We start from the raw sequence: 19,543 nt of genomic DNA on the forward strand, positions 1-19,543 counted from the left end.
CCATTATGGCCACATCCCGGCCGAATCCGCGGTTTTTTGCTGCGCAGCAGGCGTAGCGCGGTATTACAATGGAAGGTTCGTGGCAGTCGCACTTTCCCAAATCAAAAAGGGGCAGGCGTCGGTCATGTTGGGTATACGCCTTCCGGCCAAATCCTGGACGCGTCCGCGTGCTTGCCCAAACCAACCCACTCTCCGACAACATCTACCGGCTTCTGGCCGCATAGCATGTTCGGGTTTGCGCCTAGCGCCTGCCGAACAGATTCAAGGATCATGTCTCTTACTCCGAAGATTATCTATACCCTCACCGATGAAGCTCCGGCGCTTGCAACCCGTTCGCTGCTGCCCATCGTCCAGGCTTTCGCCAAGCCCGCAGGCATCACGGTCGAGACCCGCGACATCTCGCTGGCAGGCCGCATCATCTCGGTCTTCCCCGACTACCTCGAAGACAGCCAGAAACTGGGCGATGCCCTGTCGGAACTCGGCGCCCTCGCCGTCCAGCCCGAAGCCAACATCATCAAGCTGCCCAACATCAGCGCGTCCATGCCGCAGCTGAAGGCCGCCATCAAGGAACTCCAGGACCAGGGCTACAAGCTGCCCGACTACCCGGACGCCCCCGCCAACGACACCGAGCGCGACGTCAAGGCCCGCTACGACAAGGTCAAGGGCAGCGCCGTGAACCCGGTCCTGCGCGAAGGCAACTCCGACCGCCGCGCCCCGCTGTCGGTCAAGAACTACGCCCGCAAGCACCCGCACAAGATGGGCGCCTGGTCGGCTGACTCCAAGTCGCACGTCGCCCACATGAGCGAAGGCGACTTCTACGGCACCGAGAAGTCGGCGCTGATTTCGGAAGCCGGCGACGTCAAGATCGAACTGACCGCCGCCGACGGCGCGAAGACCGTCCTGAAGGAAAAGACCCCGGTCAAGGCCGGCGAGATCATCGACGCCGCCGTGCTGTCCACGGCCAAGCTGAAGTCCTTCCTGCAAGCGCAGATCGACGATGCCCGCGCCACCGGCGTGCTGTTCTCGGTGCACCTGAAGGCCACGATGATGAAGGTCTCCGACCCGGTCATCTTCGGCCACGTCGTGTCCGTGTTCTACAAGGACGTGCTGGCCAAGCACGCCGACGCGCTCAAGCAAGCCGGCTTCGATCCCAACAACGGCATCGGCGACCTGTACGCCAAGATCCAGTCCCTGCCCGCCGACAAGCAGGCCGAGATCGCCGCCGACATCGACGCCGCCTACAAGACCCTGCCGCAGCTGGCCATGGTGAATTCCGACCGCGGCATCACCAACCTGCACGTGCCCAGCGACGTCATCGTCGACGCGTCCATGCCCGCCATGATCCGCGACTCGGGCAAGATGTGGAACGCCGAAGGCAATCTGCAGGACGCCAAGGCCGTGATCCCCGACCGCAGCTACGCCGGCGTCTACCAGGCCGTCATCGAGGACTGCAAGCGCAACGGCGCCTACAACCCGGTCACGATGGGCAGCGTGCCCAACGTCGGCCTGATGGCCCAGGCCGCCGAGGAATACGGCTCGCACAACAAGACCTTCGTCATCCCGGCTGCCGGCACCGTGCGCGTCACCGACGCTTCGGGCAAGGTGCTGCTGGAACAGGCCGTCGAAGCCGGCGACCTCTGGCGCATGTGCCAGACCAAGGACGCCGCCGTGCAGGACTGGGTCAAGCTGGCCGTCACCCGCGCCCGCGCCACCAAGACGCCCGCCGTGTTCTGGCTGGACGAGAACCGCGCCCACGACGCGCAGATCATCGCCAAGGTCAAGCACTACCTGAAGGACCACGACACCAGCGGCCTGGATCTTCGCATCCTGAGCCCGGTCGAAGCCACCAAGTTCTCGGTCAAGCGCATCCGCGAAGGCCTGGACACCATCTCGGTGACCGGCAACGTGCTGCGCGACTACCTGACCGACCTGTTCCCCATCATGGAACTGGGCACCAGCGCCAAGATGCTGTCGATCGTGCCGCTGGTCGCCGGCGGCGGCCTGTTCGAGACGGGCGCGGGCGGTTCCGCCCCCAAGCACGTGCAGCAGTTCCTGGAAGAAGGCTTCCTGCGCTGGGATTCGCTGGGCGAGTTCATGGCCCTGGCCGAATCGCTGGACCACCTGGGCCGCAGCTACGGCAACGCCCGCGCACAGGTCCTGGCCAAGACGCTGGACCTGGCGACCGCCAAGTTCCTGGACGAGAACAAGTCGCCCGAGCGCAAGGTCGGCGGCCTGGACAACCGCGGCAGCCACTACTACCTGGCCATGTACTGGGCCCAGGCCGTGGCCGCGCAGACCGACGACCGTGAACTGGCTGCCCTGTTCGCGGCGCCGGCCCGCGCGCTGGCCGACGGCGAGGACAAGATCCTGGCCGAACTGAAGGCTGCCCAGGGCAAGCCCGTCGACATCGGCGGCTACTACCAGCCCAACGAAGCCCTCGCCAGCCAGGCCATGCGCCCCAGCGCCACGCTGAACCAGGCCCTGGCCTCGATCGCCTAAGCCTCCGCTGCCGCGCCTCGGCGCGGCAACAAAAAAAGGCCGGCAGCCCCAGGGCTGCCGGCCTTTTCCTTTGCGCGCGCCTAGCGCTGCGCTTCGCGGTGCCGTAGCTGGCGCACCTGCAGGAACTGAAGCGCGACGGGAATCAGCGACAGGCCGATGATGATGACCGAGACCCAATGCAGGTTGGCCCGCACCCACGGGATCGAACCCAGCCAGTAGCCGGCCAGCAGCATCGACGAGCACCACAGGATGCCGCCGATGACGTTGTAGGTGTAGAACGTGCGGCGCGGCATCTGCGACAGGCCGGCGACGAACGGCGCCACGGTCCGGACGATGGGCACGAAACGCGCCACGGTGATGGTCATCGCGCCGAAACGCGCGAAGTACGCGCGCGCCCGCTCCATGTGATCGGGCTTGATCCAGCGGCTGCTGGCAAGCCTCTGCCCCCAGCGAGATGATCCTATGGAATAGTTCAGCGCGTCTCCCGCGATGGCGGCAGCGGTGATGGCCGCCAGCGAAATGGCCGGATCGACGCCGGCCAGCCCCAGGAACGCGCCCGCGGCGAACAGCAGCGAATCGCCGGGCAGGAATGGCATCACCACCAGGCCCGTTTCCACGAAGATGACCGCGGCGATGATCGCGGTGCCCAGCACCCAATTCTGCGCCAGCACCGCCATCAGGCCCTGCTCGCTGGTCAGCCAGGAAAACACTTCAGTAATGCTCATGATCGAATCTTTGAATCAAGGTTTGGCCTGCGCCGGCGCCGCCGGCATGCCGGCGCACATGCGCTGGCGGGACGCGGCGTCGATATCGATGCGCCAGACGAACCGCTTCCCGACGGACAGCCTCGGCGCCACGCCGGCGAGTACCGGATAGCGTCCGCCGTCGTCTTCCTGGCCCCAGATCCAGAAGCGCGATCCGTCCGCCGCTGCGCACATGCGCACGCGCATGTCGTCGGCGCCGATCAGCACGCGCTTGCCCATCACGGGGTCGAACTGGGCGGCGTCGTACAGTTCCTTGCGCCAGTTGTCGCGCTTGGGGATCTCGGGGTTCTGCCAATCGTCGACGATCCAGGCGGGTTCCTTGGCCTGGGTATAGAAACCCAGGTCGAAAGGCAAGGTATGCAGCGCCATGTGGATGTCCTGCGGCTGCATTTCCTTGCGCAATTCCCTGGCCAGCGGCCCGGCGCTGCCGCGCGGATTGGACGACGCGACGATGACCGCGGCCAGGCAGATCACGGCGGATACCCCGACGGCGATCCAGGCGCCGCGCCGTTTGCCGGCCGCCCAGGCGGGCGCGACCCGTTCGCAGATCAGGAACGCCAGCGGCGGGAACACCGGCAGCACGTAGCCGATCAGCTTGGAATTGGGAATCGAGAAGAACACGATCACGACCGCGATCCAGATCGCCATCAGGCGCCGCAGGCCCTGCGGATCGGACTCGCGCCAATAGGCCGGCTTGAAGATCGAAATGCCCCACACCGACCACGGCAGCGACAGCCCCGCCACGATGGGCAGGTAGAACCAGAACGGTTGCGCGTTGTTGAAGCCGCCCTGCGAAAAACGCTCGAACTGCTGGTAGACGAAGAAGTACTGGTAGAAGCCGGGATGGCGCAATTCCATCAGCCAGAACCACGGCACCGCCACCAGCGCGAACGCCAGCAAGGCCGGCACCCACAGCAAGGCGCGCACGCCGGGCCAGTCGCGGCGCAGCAGCAGCCAGGCCAGCACGATGGCGCCGGGCAGCGCCACGCCGATCAGCCCCTTGGCCAGCACCGCCAGCGCGGCCAGCACGCCCGTGGCCACCGCCATGGCGCGGAACGGCCGCCCCGCGGCGCGGCGCAAGGCGGTGTCGGCCGCCGCCAGCACGCACAGGGTGATCATGCTGGCCACCAGCATGTCCATATTGGCGAACTGGGCGGCGCCAAAGAACAGCGGCATCATGCCCAGGATCACCACGGCCCAGCGCGCCTGCGCGGCATTGCGGTAGCGCGCCACGAAGGCGTAGAGCGCGGCGCCCGCGCTCCAGGCGCCCAGCAGCGAAGGCAACCGCGCGCTGAACTCGTGCACGCCGAACAGCACATAGCTGATCTGCGCAAGCCAGTAGTACAGCGGCGGCTTGTGGAAGTACGGCATGCCGTCAAGCAAGGGCACCATGGGCGAGCCGCTGCGCAGCATTTCCCAGGCCACCCCGGCATAACGCCCCTCGTCGGGCAGCGTCAGCCAGCGCGCCCAGGCCAGCGCCCCCAGCCACAGGGCCAGGCAAGCCAGCACCAGCCAGGCGGGCCAGGCACTGCGGCGCGCCCATAGACGGCGCTGGACGGAGGCAATGTGCTGCGGAGGTGCTTCGGGACGGGACGCTAGTCGCATGAGGAGCCGGAAAGGGTTCAGGAAAATGCAAGATTGCGCGCAGTATCGCCAGGCGCGCGTCAAGCTTTCATGAAATTTCCAAAAAATTTGCCTGCCGCCTACGTCGGATGCAGCCGGTCCAGCCTGAGCCGCTCGCGCTCGTCCGTCAGGCGGCGCATGGCGCCATAGGCCGCCGCAATCGCCGCCATGCCGCTGGCGCCGCATAGCAGGAACATCAGCAGTATCTGGTACTTTGCGGCCTCGATCGGATCCATGCCGGCGATGATCTGCCCGGTCATGATGCCCGGCAGGGTGATGATGCCGGCGGCCGACATCTGATTGATACTGGGCACGATGCCGCGCCGCACGGATTCGCGCAGCAAGGACGAAAACGCCTCGTGCACCGTCGCGCCCAGGGCCAACCGCGCCTCGATCGCCAGTTTCTCGCGCCGCGCGCCGGACAAGACCCCGTCCAGCGCCAGGCTGGCCGCGTTGAGCACGCTGCCCAGCACGATGCCGATCAGCGCGATGGTGTAGCGCGGGTCGTACCAGGGGTCCGGACGCAGCGCCGTGTTCAGGATGAACAGCACCGTGATAACCGTGGTTCCCGCCACCGCCATCGCGCCGACCCAGCCGTTGCCGCGGCCGGTCAGCCTGCCCCTGGGCCGCGCCGCCACCTCCCGCGCCGCCAGCGCCATCATCACCGCCACCACCAGCGCCGTCAGCCAGGGCGCGGCGTGCGCGAACACGATGCGCAGGATGTGGCCGACCAGCAGCAGCTGCACGACGGTGCGCACCGCGGCCCACAGCACCTGGCGCTGCAGGTTCAGGCGCAAGGCAAAGGAGATGCCCGCGCTGAGCAGCACCAGCAGCGAGGCAATGGCCAGGTCGGAGGCCTGCAGTTTGATCACGTCCATAGCGGTTCCAGCCTGCCCTGCTCCATGCGCCAGGAACGGCGCGCCAGACGCTGCGCCTGCGCCGGGCTGTGCGTCACCATCAAGATCGCTGCCCCGCCGTCCAGGTAGCGCCGCAGCTCCGCTTCCACCTGGTCCGTGGCGGCCTGATCCAGCGCGGCGGTCGGCTCGTCCAGCAGCAGCACGCGGGGCGCCAGCGCCAATGCGCGCACCAGGCCCAGGCGCTGGCGTTCGCCCGTGGACAGTTCATGCACCAGCGCATCCAGCTTGTCAGGCGACAGCCCCAGGCGTTGCATGATGGCCAAGGCCTGGGCGCGGTCCGTGAAATGCCGCAGCACCAGATCGTCCCACCAGCCTGCTTCCGCCTGGCAGTACATGACCTTGCGGCGCCATTCATGACCCCGCATGCCCGAGCGCGGGCGGCCCTCAAGCAGCGCTTCGCCATGCCCGGGGTCGAGGTCGGCGATCTGGCGCAGCAGAAGGGATTTGCCGGAACCTGACGGCCCCATGATGGCGGCGCATTCGCCTGCGGCCAGGTCCAGGCCGACGGGCGCAAGGCGTTCGCTATAGATACCGCGCAGCCTGAGCAGCGGGTGCGCGTCGGTGGTGGTGTTCGGCATGGATACAGATCTTAGCCCGTGGCGCCCCGGTCCGCACCCGGAACCGCCTCGGTGATGCGTTAATCTCAAGCGCCCATCATGGCCCGCTGGCGTGCGACGATAGCGCGACGCAGCCCGTACACCGGCGCGCCTTTTCAGGAGTATCGATGGAAGTTTCCTTGAGTGGCAGAATCGGCGGCCCCGAGGCCGGCGTCGCCTGGCTTGCCGGCATCGTCCAGCTTCGGCCGAAGCTGAAGTCCGCCCTGGCCGACCTGTCCGTCGCCGGCCTGCGGACCCTCGACGTCGAATTGTGGATCGGCGGCAGCATCACCGACTACGGACCACAAGGCTTTTCTTCCAGCGCCAGGTACTACGCGAAGAAGGAGTCCTTGCTGCTTGCCATCTCCGTGCCCAAGGCGGTGGCGGCGGCCGCTACGCAAGCGCGTCCGGAACAGACCATTGAGGGCTGGCTCGCCGACGGCTTCAGTTCCGTCAAGCTCCCGCGCAGCGCCCAGATGCTGCCCTTTGCCCTCATTGCGCAGACGGTCCAATCGGCCTTGGGCATCGCCCGGCAGTGACGAAAACCGCCTGGAAATGAAAAAGCCCGCCAAGGCGGGCTTTTGGCTGCAACGCCGGCGCCTCAGAGCATGTGCGCCAGGAACTCGCGGCTGCGCGCCTCTTGCGGAGCGCGGAAAAAGTCCGCCGAAGGCGCTTCCTCGATGATGCGGCCTTCGTCCATGAAGATGACCCGGTGCGCGACTTCGCGCGCAAAGCCCATTTCATGGGTGACGACCAGCATGGTCATGCGCTCGTCGGCCAGCTGCTTCATGGTGCGCAGCACTTCGCCGGTCAGTTCCGGGTCCAGCGCCGAGGTGGGTTCGTCGAACAGCATGATGTCCGGCTCCATGGCCAGCGCGCGGGCGATCGCCACACGCTGCTTCTGGCCGCCGGACAGGCGCGTCGGGTAGTTGTCGCGCTTGTTCAGCAGGCCCACCTTGCGCAGCAGCTCTTCCGCCTTGGGCACGATCTGGGCGCGGGTCATGCCCTTGACGGTGATGGGCGCCTCGATGATATTCTGCAGCACGGTCATGTGCGGGAACAGGTTGAACGACTGGAACACCATGCCCATCTTGCGGCAGATGCGGCGCACGTCGGCGTCGCTGGCGTACTGGCTGCGTCCGCCCGGCACGGCGCGGGCCATGGCCTCGCCTTCGACCTCGATGCTGCCCTCGTCGATGGTTTCCAGGTGGTTCAGGCAGCGCAGGAAGGTGCTCTTGCCGGAGCCGGACGGGCCGATCACCGCGACCACTTCGCCCTGGCCCAGGCTGAGCGATACCCGGTCCAGCACGCGGTTGGGGCCGAACGACTTGATGATTTCGCGGGCCTCGATCATGACGGGACGCGCGGACGGAGAATTACTGGTCATATTTGGCATAGCGCTTTTCCATGTGCTGGAAGAACCACGTCAGGATCAGCGTCATGATGAGATAGAAGGCGGCGGCGACCAGGAACGGCGTGGTCGTGAAATCGCGCTGCACGATGCCGCGCGCCGTGCGCAGGATGTCGTTGAGCGCCAGCACGTAGATGAGCGAGGTGTCCTTGACCAGGGTGATGGTCTCGTTGCTCATGGGCGGCAGCACCCGCTGCACCATCTGCGGCAGCACGATGCGGCGCAGGGTCTGCAGATAGGTCATGCCCAGGACCTTGCTGCCCTCGTACTGGCCGCGGTCCACCGACTGGATGCCGGCGCGGAAGATCTCGGCGAAATAGGCCGCGTAGTTCAGCGCGAAGGCTACCACGGCGGCCGGAAAGTCCGGCAGGCGGATCCCGATCACCGGCACGAACGGCAGCGCGAAGTAGATGAACAGCATCTGCAGCATCAGCGGCGTGCCGCGCATGAGCCAGATATAGCCGTTGACCAGGCTGCTGGCCAGGCGCCATTTGGAGATCCGCACCAGCGCCAGCACCAGGCCCAGCGGGACGGCCAGCGCCAGCGTGATGAAAAACAGCGTCAGGGTGACTTTCGCGCCTTGCGCCAATGGCCCCAATAGGGAGAGAACGTAGTCCATGCAGTGGGTTCGCGCCGTCAGCGTCGGTGGACGCCGGGGCTGGATCGATTCATGAGTAAGCCCGCCTGGCGCCTTGGCGCCGCGGCGGGCTGCGAAACACAGGCCGGGACGCCCGCGCCGGATGGCCGCGGACGCCGCCCGCCCCTTACTTGATGATGTTGGCGCCGAACCACTGGGTGGCGATGCGGCCGGCGGTGCCGTCCTGCTTCATCGAATCCAGGGTCTTGTCCAGCTTGCCCAGCAGCTCGGTGTCGTCCTTGCGCACGCCGACGCCGTAGTCTTCGGTGCCGAAGTTCTCGTCCAGCACGCGGTATTCGCCGGCGCGCTTGCTGATCAGGTAGCGGCCCACCACTTCGTCCACCACGATGGCGTCCAGGCGGCCGGCGGCCAGGTCCATCAGCGCGGTGACGTTGTCGCCGAACTTCTTCACTTCCTTGATCTGGGCCGCGACCGGGTCCTTGGCGATGGCGTCGGTGGCGCTGCTGCCGTCCTGGGCGCCCACGACCTTGCCGGCCAGGTCAGCCTTGGCCTTCACGGGCGAGGCGTTGCCGACGATGATGATCTGGTGGTTGGCCATGTAAGGCGCGGTGAAGCTGATGTTCTTCTTGCGCTCTTCGGTGATGGTCAGGCCGTTCCACAGCACGTCGACGCGCTTGCCGTTGAGTTCGGCTTCCTTGGCGCTCCAGTCGATGGGCTTGAACTCCACTTCCAGGCCCAGGCGCTTGCTGGCTTCCTTGGCCATGTCGATGTCGAAACCGACGATCTGGTTGTTCGAATCGCGGAAACCCATGGGCGGGAAGTTGTCATCCAGGCCGACCACGACCTTCTTGGCGGCGGCAGGCGCCTGCGCGCCGGCGGCGGGCGCATTGTCGCTGGGGCCGCAAGCCGTGAGCAGCGCGGTGGCGGAAGCGAGGAGTACAGCTGTCAGTTTTTTCATCGTTATGGATGCGCCGGGCGCAAGAATGAAGAATGCCGGAATGGCCAGTCAAAAAGCCGCGAGCCGGTATTTTATCCTCTTGCGGGAGCGAGATCCGTCCCCTGGGGCGACATTGCCCCCCAACCCGCCCCGGACGCCGCCCGCGCGGCGCCCGGACGCCCAGCTCTTTAATCCGGCTTGATCCCGGCCGACTTGATCAGGGTTTCATAGCGGCCGGCCTCTTCCTTCATGGCAGCCAGCGTGGCCTGGGGCGTGGAGCCGCGCACCAGCAGGCCGCGCGCTTCGTAGGTCTGGCGAAACGCTGGATCCGCCGTGACCGCCGTCACCGCCTGGTTGATCCGCGCCACCAGCGCATCCGGCGTCTTGCCCGGGGCGAACAGGGTAAAGACCGTGGACGGAATGCTGCCGGCCTTGCCGCCCGCCTCCTGCAGCGTCGGCACGTCGGGCATCATGGCGGCCCGCTGCGAGGCGCCGGCGACCAGCACGCGGATCTTGCCGGCCTTGTACTGTTCCGACACCGCCAGGCCGCCCGCCATGACGCTGTCCACGTCGCCCGCCATGGTCGCTGTCATGGCCGGCGCCACGCCCTTGAACGGCACATAGGTGAACTGCACGCCCTCGGCGCTGGCCAGCATGGCCATGCCCAGATGGTTCACATGGCCCTGGCCGCCGGTGCCGACGTTGATGCGCTGCGGATTGGCCCGGGCGTAGTCGATGAATTCCTTGTAGGTCTTGGCCGGAAAGGCATTGCTGACCGCCACGTACAGCTGGACCTGGCCCAGGTCGGTGACGGGCTTGAAATCTTCCTGCCAACGGTACGGCACCTTGGCATATAGAAAGGGATTGGTCTCCAGCGCCAGCCGGTCCACCATCAACAGGGTATTGCCGTCGCCCGCCGCCTTGGCGACGTAGTCGCTGCCGATGATGGCGTTGGCGCCGGGGCGGTTCTCCACCACCACGGTCTTGCCGCTCTCCTTGAAGAGGCGGTTGCCCAGGTCGCGCGCCAGCACGTCGGGTTCGGTGCCGGGCGGATACGGCACCACGATCTTCACGGTGTCCGACGGCCAGGATTGGGCCGCGGCCTGGGTAGCTGGCAATAGCGCCAGCGCGGCCCACAAGACGGGTTGCAAACAACAACGGTACGGCGATCCCATGGTACTTCCCCTTGTATATGTCGTTTCCCGGAAGCGTCCGGCGACTGAGTTGCCGCTCCAAGCCAGGACGAACCCGGGCGGCTGGAAATCCAGATCAGGACCGGTCCGCTTCACCAGCGGCCGATCAGAATGCCCATCATCCGTTCGTGCGCATGCGTGCGCTCGCGTACTTCCTCGTCGGTTTCGGTGGCGCGGCGCTTGAGGCCTTCGTGCCAGTCCAGCAGTGCGGAACGCATCCGTGCCGCCACCGGCGCCATGCCCGGATCGGCGCCCAGGTCATGCAGTTCGCCAGGGTCGTCGCGCAGGTCGAACAGTTGCGCGGGATAGCCCTGCCAATGCAAGTATTTGTAGCGCTCGTCGCGGACCATGAGACCGGTGCACTCGCGCTCACCACGTCCCAGGAACAGGCGCGCCTCGCGGTAGGCGTAGTCCAGGCTGCCCACCACGTACTCGCGCGCGGGCGGCGCGGACTCCGACACGCCGCGGATGCCCGGCAGCAGCGAGCGGCCCTCGATGCGGTGCTCTTGCCCCGGCAGCGCCAGCGCGTCCAGCACCGTGGGGACGATGTCTATGCATTCGACGAAGGCTTCGCTGCGCGTGCCGCGGGTCGCGTCGGCGGCGGGCGCCGGGTCATGGACCAGGCAAGGCACGCGCATCGCGCTCTCGTAGAAGTACTCCTTTTCGCCCAGCCAGTGGTCGCCCAGGTGGTCGCCGTGGTCGGAGGTGAAGAGGATCAGCGTGTCCTTCAGCCTGCCGCTGCTCTCCAGGTAGTCCAGCAGCCGGCCGACCTGGTCGTCGATCTGCTTGACCAGCCCCATGTAGACCGGCCGTATGCTGCGCCAGACCTCGTCGCGGGCGAAGGACTCCGACTCTTCCAGCCGCTGGTAGGCGCCATGCACCGGATGCGGACGCTCGCGTTCCGCCTGCGAGCGTACCGGCGGCGCGCAGTCTTGCGCGCCGTACATGGCGTGGTAAGGCGCCGGCGCCTTGTACGGCCAGTGCGGCTTGATGTAGGAAAGATGCAGCGCCCAGGGCTGGTCGCCCTGCCCCTGCATGAAATCCAGCGCGCGGTCCGTGAGATAGGCCGTCTCGGAGTCCGCCGCGTCCACGCGGGCAGGCAGCGGCGCGTTGCGCATCAGCCAGCCGCTGGCGATGCTGCCGTCGGCGGCCTGGCTGCCCACCACGTAGTCTTCCCAGGGCCGTTCGCTGTCGTAGCCGCGTTCGCGCAGGTAGCGGCGGTAAGGGCTGTCCTTGGCCAATTCGAAATGGCCGTCGTAGCGCTCGATGGGCACGAAGCCGCCTTGCAGGAAACGTTGTTCGTCCTCGGCCGAATAGCCTTTGCCCCGCAATCCGGCGCGATCGGGCACGAAGTGCGTCTTGCCCAGCAGGTGCAGCGGCAGGCCGGCCTGGGCCAGGTATTCACCCAGGCACCATTCGTCCACCGGATGCGGCACGCGGTTCCAGGTGACGCGGTGCGACAGTGGATAGCGGCCGGTGTAGTAGGACGCGCGCGACGGGCCGCAGACCGCGGACGTCACGTAGGCCCGGTCGTACTGCACTCCCATGCGCGCCAGCCGGTCGATGTGGGGCGTGCGCAAGGCGCCGGCTCCGCCATAACAGGACAGGTGGTCCGCGCGCAGCTGGTCGCACATGATGAACAGCACGTTGCGGACCGGGCCGTTCCCGGATTGGACAGGCGCGTTCATGGCTGCGCTCCGTTCAGCATGGCCCCGGGCGCATGTGCCGGACTGCTTGCCTGCGCCGCGGGCTGGCTTGTGGCCTGGGCGGCGCCCGGCACGAAGCGGGCGGCGTAGCGGCCCAGGGCATCGGCCGCGTCCTCGCGCCGGCCCAGCGCCGCGACGTAACGGTCCGGACGCACCAGCACCCAGTCGGCGCGGGTGCGCTGGAACCAGAAGTGCAGCGCGTTTTCCGTGTCCTGCAGCACGGGCAAGGCCCCGGCCTGCAGCTCGTCGGGATCGCAGCCGCTACGCGCGCGCTGCGCCGCCACGTAGCGGCAGCCCAGCTTGTCGAGCTGCGCGCGCAGGGCCGGCGGCAGCCCGGCGCGCGGATCGCGGCGCCAGCCTATCAGGGCGAAGCCCGCGCCCAGCGCTTCATCCAGGCGCAGCGTGGCGCCGTCCTCGCCTTCCACCAGCGGCTGGATGAACATGCGGCCGATGCACTCGCGTTGCGTCCTGTCGGCGCTGTCGCCTACCACGCCGCTGCTGTAGCGCGGCATGGGCTTGAACTTCATCTGCAGCACATAGTCGCGGATTTTCGGAATGTTCCGGATCGACAGGAAGAACGTGTCGCGCAGCGCCGCCAGCACCGGATTGGTCTGCGACAGCATGGCGCCGAACATGTCGGCCAGCGAAATCATGGCGCGGGCATGGCTGTGGCGTTCGTCGTGGTAGCTCTGCAAGGCGGCCGGGTCCAGGCGGCCCTGCACGATCCAGGCCACCTTCCAGGCCAGGTTGAAGGCGTCGCGCAGGCCGGCGTTCAGGCCCTGGCCGATCCAGGGCGGAGTCAGGTGCGCGGCGTCGCCCGCCAGGCAGACCCGGCCCGAGACGAAGCTGCGCGCCACCCGCGAATTGTGCGTATAGACCCGTGCGCGAATGACGTTGAGCCTGGTCGGATCGGCGACGTGGTGGCGCAGCAGTTCCTGCACCTTTTCGGGCTGCAGCATCTGCTCGCCGTCCTCACCGGGAAACAGCATGAACTCCCAACGCCGCAGGCCGTAAGGCAGGCGCAGGCAGACATAGGGGCGGCGCGGCTCGCAATGCAGCGCCGTGTAGGGCGCGTCCAGGGGGTCCTGGTCGCATTCGATGACTACCCATTTGCGCGGATGCGTGTTGCCGTCGAAGGGCAATTGCAGGATGCGCTCGCGCACCGTGCTGCGCCCGCCGTCGGCGGCCAGCAGGTATTGCGTGCGGATCTCGCGCTCGGCGCCCTTGGCATCGCGCACCCGCACCGAGACGCCGCGCTCGTCCTGCGTCAGCGACAGCAGCTCGGTGCCGAGTTCCAGCGCCACATGGGGAAAGCGCCGCAGCCCGGCGCGCAGGGTGCGCTCGCCCAGCGGCTGCGAAAACAGGTTGCGGCGATACCAGCCGAACTCACGCGTGGCCGGCAGGATCTCGGCGAAGCAACGCTTGGTCCGCGTGTACATGCGCATGGGCACGTTCTGGATCATGTCGCGCAGCATCTCATCGGCCAGGCCCGCGCTCTGGAACGTGCGCATGGCCTCGTCATCCAGGCCCACCGCGCGCGGATAGTCCAGCACGTCCTGGTTGCGTTCCAGCACCAGCGTTTCCACGCCATAGCTGCCCAGCAGATTGGCCAGCGTCACGCCGACCGGCCCGGCGCCCACCACCAGCACCGGCACTTCTACGATATGCGCCATCTCGGCTCTCCCTTGGATTCTTGTCTTGTGCCTGGCGGGTTGCGCCTTGGGCTCGCCTCAGGCGCGCCGCAGGAACCCGCCGACGGCCTGCTCGAAGGCGGCCGGCCGGTCGTCGTGGATGTAATGGCCGGCGCCTTCGATCTCGACCCATTCCACGTTCGGGTTGCGCGCCGCCATGTCGCGGGCGGTCTGGGCCTGCAGGTAGTCCGAGCGCCCGCCGCGCACGACCAGGGTCGGACAGCTCAGCGCCTGGACCTGCGGCCACAGGTCCACCACGCGCGCCGGATCGGGATCAAGCCGGGTCGCGGCGATGCCCGCATGGTCGTGGCGCCAGGTCCAGCCGCCCGCCCCGTCCTCCTTCAGCATGTGGCGCAGCCGTTCCTCGCGGGCGGCTTCGGTCACGCTGGGCCGCAGCGCGCGCAGGTACTCGCGCGCCGCGGTGATGTCGGGAAAGGATTCGGGCGTTTCGCGCAGTTCGCGCTGGATGCGCGCCGCGCCCGCGCTGCCTTCGAAGGCGGCGGGTCCCGCATCCTCGACGATCAGGCGCCGCACGCGCTGCGGATGGCGGGCGGCAAAGACGATGGCGGCGATGCCGCCCATCGAATGTCCTAGCAGATCGAAGCGGTCCAGGCCCAGCGCGTCGGCCACGCTCGCCAGGTCGTCGACGTAGGCGTCGGTGTAGTAGTTGCGCCCCGGATCCCAGCTGCTGGCGCCGCGGCCGCGCTGGTCATAGGCCAGGACACGGAAGTCCGGCTGCAAGGCCTGCGCGATGCCGGCGAAGGTCTCGGCGTAGCCCCGGATGCCGTGCAGCATGAAGAGCGGACGCCCTGCCTGGGGGCCCCACTCGGTCAGGTGCAGGGTCATGCCGTTGACGGCGATTTCGGTGTCGCGGCGTTGCATGTGCGCTTCCTTTCAGCAGAGTCCGTCTTTGCCCTGGATTTCGCTGGCCGGGATGCCGCCCAGGCGCGCATGCAGGCGGCCGCGGGTGGCGAAGGCGAAGGCGATCAGCACTTCGTCGCGGTTGGGCGCGTCGCCGAACAGTGCCGTCACGCTGTCGTAGTGGGAACGGACATAGAGCGCGTCCTTGTGCGCCAGCGGAATGTCGATGACGGTGCCGGGGCCGCCGCGCTTGCCGGTGGAAGGCACCCAGGCCTTGCCGCCGCCAAGCGCTGCTCGCACGGGCTCGGCGAAGATGGTGGTCAGGAGCGCGTTGCCGTGCTCGTACTCGCCGTCGGTGCCCACCACGCAGGCCTTGCCGTAGCTTTCCAGCGGTTGGCCGCCAGCCGCGGCGATGATGCGCCGGCCGAATTCCTCGCCCAGCATGCCCGAGGGTTCGACGTAGCCCGACAGGTCGCGCTCGAAGCGCCCCGCGTAGGGGTTGTGCAGCGCGGCCGCGATGACGATCTTGCGCAGCGGCTCGCCGTCGGCGGGTTCGCCGGTTTCGGTAGCCAGGGTGTCGTCGATCTGCAAATACCACTTGCGGATGCGGTAGGGACCGAAATTGCGGTTGCTCATGGATGCTCCAGGAAATGTGGAATCAGTAAGGGATGCGCCGCGCGGGCGGTCAAAGCGGGTCCAGCGCCATGGGGACGCTGGGTGCGTTGTGGTCGTGCAGAACCTGCTTGCCCTCTTCGTCGCCGTGCACGGTTTCGCAGAAGAACTCGAAGCGGTGGCCGTCCGGGTCGGTGAAGTACAGGCCGTAGCCGACCTTGTGGTCGGTGATCTTCACCACGTCCACGCCCTTGGCCAGCAACATGCCGTAGAGGCGGCGCAGTTCGTCCACGTCGCCCTCGATCTCCAGGCCGTAGTGCTGCATGTTGACGGGGCCGCGGGCGGGCTCGCCCTCGGCCGCGCGGATCAGGGCGATGTCGTGGTGCTTGCGCCCGAAGGACAGGAACACCCATTGCTCGCCCCGCGCGGTCTCCTGCATGCCGAGCACGGATTCGTACCAGGGCGCCGACGCGAACGGGTCGCGTACGAACAGGGCCAGGTGGGTGCGCGCGATGCGCGGCCGGCGGTCTGCCGGCGCTAGCGTGGTGTTGGTGGACATGGCGGTCTCGGGCGGGTTGTCAGTTGATGGACTGGGGATGCGCGGTCACGGGCGCGGCATACGGCGTCCAGGCCACGGCGGTGATTTCGCTGAAGTCGCGCCATTCCTTGAACCAGCTGCGGCCGCCGTCGGTGGAACGGAACAGATGGCCGTACTTGGTGCCGGCGAAAGCCAGCCGCGGGTCGGCGGCGTGCACGCCGAAGGCCCAGAAGGTGGAATTGGGCGGCGTGTGCAGCAGCGCCGGCTGCCAGTTGCGGCCGCGGTCGGACGAACGGTAGATCCTGCTGCGCGTGCCGGGCGTGCCGTCGCCGATGGCCAGCAACAGCGTGTCGGGATCGTTCGGCAACGCCTGCACCGTGCGGGTGTAGTACATGCCGTCAAAGCGCGACTTGGATGCCACGCCGTCCCAGCGCCGGCCGTCGTCCTCGCTGAGGTAGACGGAGTTCACGGTCAGCGCCATGGCGGTCTTGGGCGCGGCGGCGGTGGCCGGCAGGACAGCTACGCAATGGATGTCGGGGTTGGCGATGGCATCGGCGTTGCCCTCCTCGTCCTCGCGCGACCAGGTGTCGCCGCCATCGCGGCTGCGCCACAGCCCGCCTTCCTCGACCCCGAACCAGACCTCGCGGCCGTCGTCCGGGTCCACGCAGACCGACAGGATGCGCGGGCGGTTCACGCCGCGGCAGAATTCCGGCAGTTCAGGCGACAGGCGTTGCCAGCTGGCGCCGCCATCCTCCGAACGGAACATCGCTGCGCGCGAAGGCGCGCCGGTGCCCGCATACATGCGTCGCGGGTCTGTCGGGTCGATCGCCATGGCCCAGACAGTCATGCCGTTCATGGGGCTGTCCACCCGGGTGAAATGCGCGCCGCCGTCGGTGCTGACGCACATGCCGGCGTCGGCGCCAGCGAACACTCGGCGCGGATCGGCCGGGTCCACGGCCAGGCTGCGCACCGTGCCGTCGAACTCGATGGCTTCCTTCAGCCCCAGGCGGTGCCAGGTGGCGCCGTCGTCCACGCTGCGCAGTATTCCTTGGCCGGCCGTGCCGACCAGTATCGTGCCTTGCATATCCAGACTCCCCGAATGAGGTTCAGCGGTTCAAAGAAAGATGCCGCGCGTGATGCCGCCGTCCACCCCCAGCGATTCGCCGGTGATGGCGCCGGCCCGCGGCGACGCCAGGAACAGCACCGCGTCGGCGATCTCGGCCGGCTGCAGCACCCGGCGTATCGGCGTGGCCTTGGCATAGTTGGCCTCGACCTGGGCGGCCGTCAGCCCCTGCTTGGCGGCTTCCTTTTCATACAGTTCATGGATGTGGGGCGTCTCGACCACGCCCGGATGGATCACGTTGACCGTGATGCCATGCGGACCCAGCTGGTCCGACAAGGTCTTGGTCAGGTGGCAGATCGCCACGTTGCGCATGCCCGAGAGCTGCTTGCTGCCACGCCCGGTCAGCCCGCCGATGTTGACGATGCGGCCAAAGCCGCCCTGGCGCATGTGCGGCGCGGCCGCCTTGGCGCAGCGCATGTAGCCCACCACCTTGATGTTGATGTCTTCCAGCAGGCCCTCGGGATCGGCCTCGTCGATCTCGCTGCGCACCAGCCCGCCGGGATGGGCCGCGCCGTTGACCAGGATGTCGATGCGGCCGAAGTGTTCGGCCACGCGCTGCATCATGGCGTTGACCTGGGCCGTGTCCGACACGTCGGCCGCCACGCCCAGCACTTCCACGCCCGTGGCGCGGGTGATATCGGCCGCCACCTCGTCCAGCTGCGCCTGGCGGCGCGCCACGATGGCCACGCGCACGCCCTCGGCCGCCAGCGCTTCGGTCACCGCCCGCCCGATGCCCAGGCTGCCGCCCGTGACCACCGCGACCTTCCCCTTGAGTTGCAAGTCCATGTTTTGATGCTCCTTATATATAGCGGCGCCTACAGCGCCATCTCGATCAGGACCGGTCCTGGCTGGCGCAGCGCGGATTCCAGCTGCGCGGCCAGTTCTTCCGACGTCGCGGCGCGGCTGGCCTGCACCCCATAGCTGGACGCCAACCCCACCCAGTCGATGCGCGGGCGGTCCAGCGCAGTCAGTTCGGCGGCGCGCTCGCCCAGCACGGCGTTGCCGCGGCGCAGCTCGTTGCGCAGGATGGCGTACTGGTGGTTGGCGGCGATCAGCACCGTGACCGGCAGGTTTTCATGCGCCAGCGACCACAGCGCCTGGATCGTGTATTGGGTGCTGCCGTCGGACAGCACGGCCACCACGCGGCGTTCCGGACAGGCGATGGCGGCGCCCATGGCGACCGGCAAGCCCTGGCCGATGGCGCCGCCGGTATTGGTCAGCACGGTGTGCGGCGCGGCGCCGGCGGACGCGGCATACAGCGGATAACCGCAGGTGCCGCCCTCGACCGAGACGATGGCGTCGTTGGGCAAGGCCCGCGCCACCACGGCCGCGATGGATTGCGGCGTCAGGGCGCCCGGCGCCGGTTCGCGCAACGGTGCGGCGACGGGTTCGAAAGCCGGCGCGCCCGCCAATTCGGCCAGCGCCTCCAGGCGCGAGGCGGCGTCCTGGCCAGGCGCCGCCAGCTCCAGCAGGCGTTCCGCCGGCACCAGACGGCTGGGATGGCCGGCATAGCCGAAGTACGTCACGGGCGGCAGCGCCCCCACCAGCACCACCAGGTCGGCGGCGTCGAGCGCGGCGCGAGCGGGTTCCGGGAAATACGGCAGGCGGTCGAAGTCCGGCAAGCCTCGGCCGCGCTCCGATCTGCCGGGAAAGGTCTCGGCGTATGCCTTGCCACCCAGGGCGGCGCACAGGCGCGCGGCCGCAATCTGCGCGCGGCGTCCCAGGCCGCTGGCCGGGCCGCCCCCACCCAGCAGGAACAGCGGCTTTTGCGCGCGGCTCAGGCGCTGCCATGCGGCGGCGGCGTCGAAGGTCTCAGGTTCGGCAGCGGGCTGGACAGCCGCCTCCGGGGAATCCGCCGCCACGCTTTCAGCCTGGAAGTCAGCGGGAAAGATCAGCGTCGCGCCCTGCCCGCCATCGGCCAGGCTGGCCTGCACGGCGGCGCGCGCGGCGCCCGCCGCGTCCTGCGCGGACGCGATCCGTTGCACCCAGCCGGACACGGGACGCGCCAGCGATTCGATGTCCGAGGTCAGGGGCGCGTCGCATTCCAGGTGCCAACTGGCGTGGTCGCCGATGATGTTGACGATGGGAGTGCGGGCGCGGCGCGCGTTGTGCAGATTGGCGATGCCATTGGCGAAGCCCGGCCCCAGATGCAACAGGGTCGCGGCCGGCTTGCTGCTCAGCCGGCCGTAGCCGTCGGCCGCGCCAGTGCAGACGTTTTCCTGCAGGCCAACGACGCAGCGCATGCCGCGCACCTCCTCCATCGCACGCACCAGGTCCAGCTCGGTGGTGCCGGGATTGGCGAAACAGACTTCCACGCCCTGCTTGCGCAGAGCCTCCAGCAAGGCACTAGCTCCGGTCATGATTACCGCCTCCTTTTTTTGCTACTTTATCGTAATTTGATAAATGTGCAATTTTTTTTGGCGAATTGATGTCTGATAATTTATTAGAATTATCTATTTGATAGATCTGCAGGA

Annotated in this window: 18 protein-coding genes; 2 read left to right on the plus strand and 16 right to left on the minus strand. The window is 67.8% G+C overall.

The annotated features are described in order from the left end of the window. The first annotated feature begins 270 nt into the window (after window positions 1–270). The gene (locus IAG39_RS16810) at window positions 271–2,499 is read left to right on the plus strand and encodes an NADP-dependent isocitrate dehydrogenase (protein ID WP_118931989.1); all 2,229 of its coding nucleotides are present in this window, start codon (window positions 271–273) and stop codon (window positions 2,497–2,499) included. 80 nt (window positions 2,500–2,579) lie between these two features. On the opposite strand, the gene IAG39_RS16815 is transcribed toward IAG39_RS16810, so the two are convergent. The 4 genes from IAG39_RS16815 to IAG39_RS16830 all read right to left on the minus strand — a co-directional run bounded on the left by IAG39_RS16815 (window position 2,580) and on the right by IAG39_RS16830 (window position 6,381). After that, window positions 2,580–3,224, minus strand: coding sequence for a VTT domain-containing protein (locus IAG39_RS16815; RefSeq protein ID WP_118931988.1), 645 nt, complete (start codon window positions 3,222–3,224; stop codon window positions 2,580–2,582). A gap of 15 nt (window positions 3,225–3,239) precedes the next feature. Next, window positions 3,240–4,868, minus strand: a complete 1,629-nt coding sequence (locus IAG39_RS16820; protein WP_059379729.1) for an ArnT family glycosyltransferase — start codon at window positions 4,866–4,868, stop codon at window positions 3,240–3,242. 98 nt (window positions 4,869–4,966) lie between these two features. Next, on the minus strand, window positions 4,967–5,764 hold the full coding sequence (locus tag IAG39_RS16825) for an ABC transporter permease (protein ID WP_118931987.1): 798 nt from the start codon (window positions 5,762–5,764) through the stop codon (window positions 4,967–4,969). Beyond that, window positions 5,755–6,381: an ATP-binding cassette domain-containing protein gene (locus tag IAG39_RS16830; RefSeq protein WP_118931986.1), complete on the minus strand. Its 627-nt coding sequence runs from the start codon at window positions 6,379–6,381 to the stop codon at window positions 5,755–5,757. Before IAG39_RS16830 ends, IAG39_RS16825 begins: the two co-directional genes overlap by 10 nt. A gap of 146 nt (window positions 6,382–6,527) precedes the next feature. Here IAG39_RS16830 and IAG39_RS16835 point away from each other — a divergent pair, with 146 nt between their 5' ends. Further along, window positions 6,528–6,938, plus strand: a complete 411-nt coding sequence (locus IAG39_RS16835; RefSeq protein ID WP_118931985.1) for a hypothetical protein — start codon at window positions 6,528–6,530, stop codon at window positions 6,936–6,938. A 62-nt stretch (window positions 6,939–7,000) separates the two neighbouring features. Here IAG39_RS16835 and IAG39_RS16840 read toward each other — a convergent pair whose 3' ends face one another. From IAG39_RS16840 to IAG39_RS16895, 12 genes are all read right to left on the minus strand, one after another. Beyond that, window positions 7,001–7,753, minus strand: coding sequence for an amino acid ABC transporter ATP-binding protein (locus IAG39_RS16840; RefSeq protein WP_118931984.1), 753 nt, complete (start codon window positions 7,751–7,753; stop codon window positions 7,001–7,003). Window positions 7,754–7,775: 22 nt separating this feature from the next. Further along, the gene (locus IAG39_RS16845; protein ID WP_054454544.1) at window positions 7,776–8,429 is read right to left on the minus strand and encodes an amino acid ABC transporter permease; all 654 of its coding nucleotides are present in this window, start codon (window positions 8,427–8,429) and stop codon (window positions 7,776–7,778) included. A gap of 145 nt (window positions 8,430–8,574) precedes the next feature. Next, window positions 8,575–9,366, minus strand: coding sequence for an amino acid ABC transporter substrate-binding protein (locus tag IAG39_RS16850; RefSeq protein ID WP_118931983.1), 792 nt, complete (start codon window positions 9,364–9,366; stop codon window positions 8,575–8,577). Window positions 9,367–9,533: 167 nt separating this feature from the next. Next, on the minus strand, window positions 9,534–10,496 hold the full coding sequence (locus IAG39_RS16855) for a Bug family tripartite tricarboxylate transporter substrate binding protein (RefSeq protein ID WP_223283322.1): 963 nt from the start codon (window positions 10,494–10,496) through the stop codon (window positions 9,534–9,536). Between the two features lie 134 nt (window positions 10,497–10,630). After that, the gene (locus tag IAG39_RS16860; protein ID WP_118931981.1) at window positions 10,631–12,226 is read right to left on the minus strand and encodes a sulfatase-like hydrolase/transferase; all 1,596 of its coding nucleotides are present in this window, start codon (window positions 12,224–12,226) and stop codon (window positions 10,631–10,633) included. Next, window positions 12,223–13,917 (minus strand): bifunctional 3-(3-hydroxy-phenyl)propionate/3-hydroxycinnamic acid hydroxylase, encoded by a 1,695-nt coding sequence (locus tag IAG39_RS16865; RefSeq protein ID WP_118931980.1) that lies wholly within the window; start codon window positions 13,915–13,917, stop codon window positions 12,223–12,225. The genes IAG39_RS16860 and IAG39_RS16865 overlap by 4 nt, the downstream gene beginning before the upstream one ends. A 57-nt stretch (window positions 13,918–13,974) precedes the next feature. After that, window positions 13,975–14,817, minus strand: coding sequence for an alpha/beta fold hydrolase (locus IAG39_RS16870; protein ID WP_118931979.1), 843 nt, complete (start codon window positions 14,815–14,817; stop codon window positions 13,975–13,977). A gap of 12 nt (window positions 14,818–14,829) precedes the next feature. After that, window positions 14,830–15,432 carry an amino acid synthesis family protein gene (locus IAG39_RS16875; RefSeq protein ID WP_118931978.1) on the minus strand — a complete coding sequence of 201 codons (603 nt, stop codon included), beginning with the start codon at window positions 15,430–15,432 and terminating at the stop codon, window positions 14,830–14,832. 49 nt (window positions 15,433–15,481) lie between these two features. Beyond that, window positions 15,482–15,967 (minus strand): VOC family protein, encoded by a 486-nt coding sequence (locus IAG39_RS16880; RefSeq protein WP_118931977.1) that lies wholly within the window; start codon window positions 15,965–15,967, stop codon window positions 15,482–15,484. A gap of 19 nt (window positions 15,968–15,986) precedes the next feature. Continuing rightward, the gene (locus IAG39_RS16885; protein ID WP_118931976.1) at window positions 15,987–17,030 is read right to left on the minus strand and encodes a WD40/YVTN/BNR-like repeat-containing protein; all 1,044 of its coding nucleotides are present in this window, start codon (window positions 17,028–17,030) and stop codon (window positions 15,987–15,989) included. Between the two features lie 30 nt (window positions 17,031–17,060). Beyond that, window positions 17,061–17,855 carry an SDR family NAD(P)-dependent oxidoreductase gene (locus IAG39_RS16890; RefSeq protein ID WP_118931975.1) on the minus strand — a complete coding sequence of 265 codons (795 nt, stop codon included), beginning with the start codon at window positions 17,853–17,855 and terminating at the stop codon, window positions 17,061–17,063. 29 nt (window positions 17,856–17,884) lie between these two features. Further along, window positions 17,885–19,429, minus strand: coding sequence for an acetolactate synthase large subunit (locus IAG39_RS16895; protein WP_118931974.1), 1,545 nt, complete (start codon window positions 19,427–19,429; stop codon window positions 17,885–17,887). Between the last annotated feature and the right edge of the window lie 114 nt (window positions 19,430–19,543).

Origin of the sequence: Achromobacter xylosoxidans, from assembly GCF_014490035.1 — a bacterium.
In the GTDB taxonomy this organism is placed as follows: Bacteria; Pseudomonadota; Gammaproteobacteria; order Burkholderiales; family Burkholderiaceae_B; genus Achromobacter; species Achromobacter bronchisepticus_A.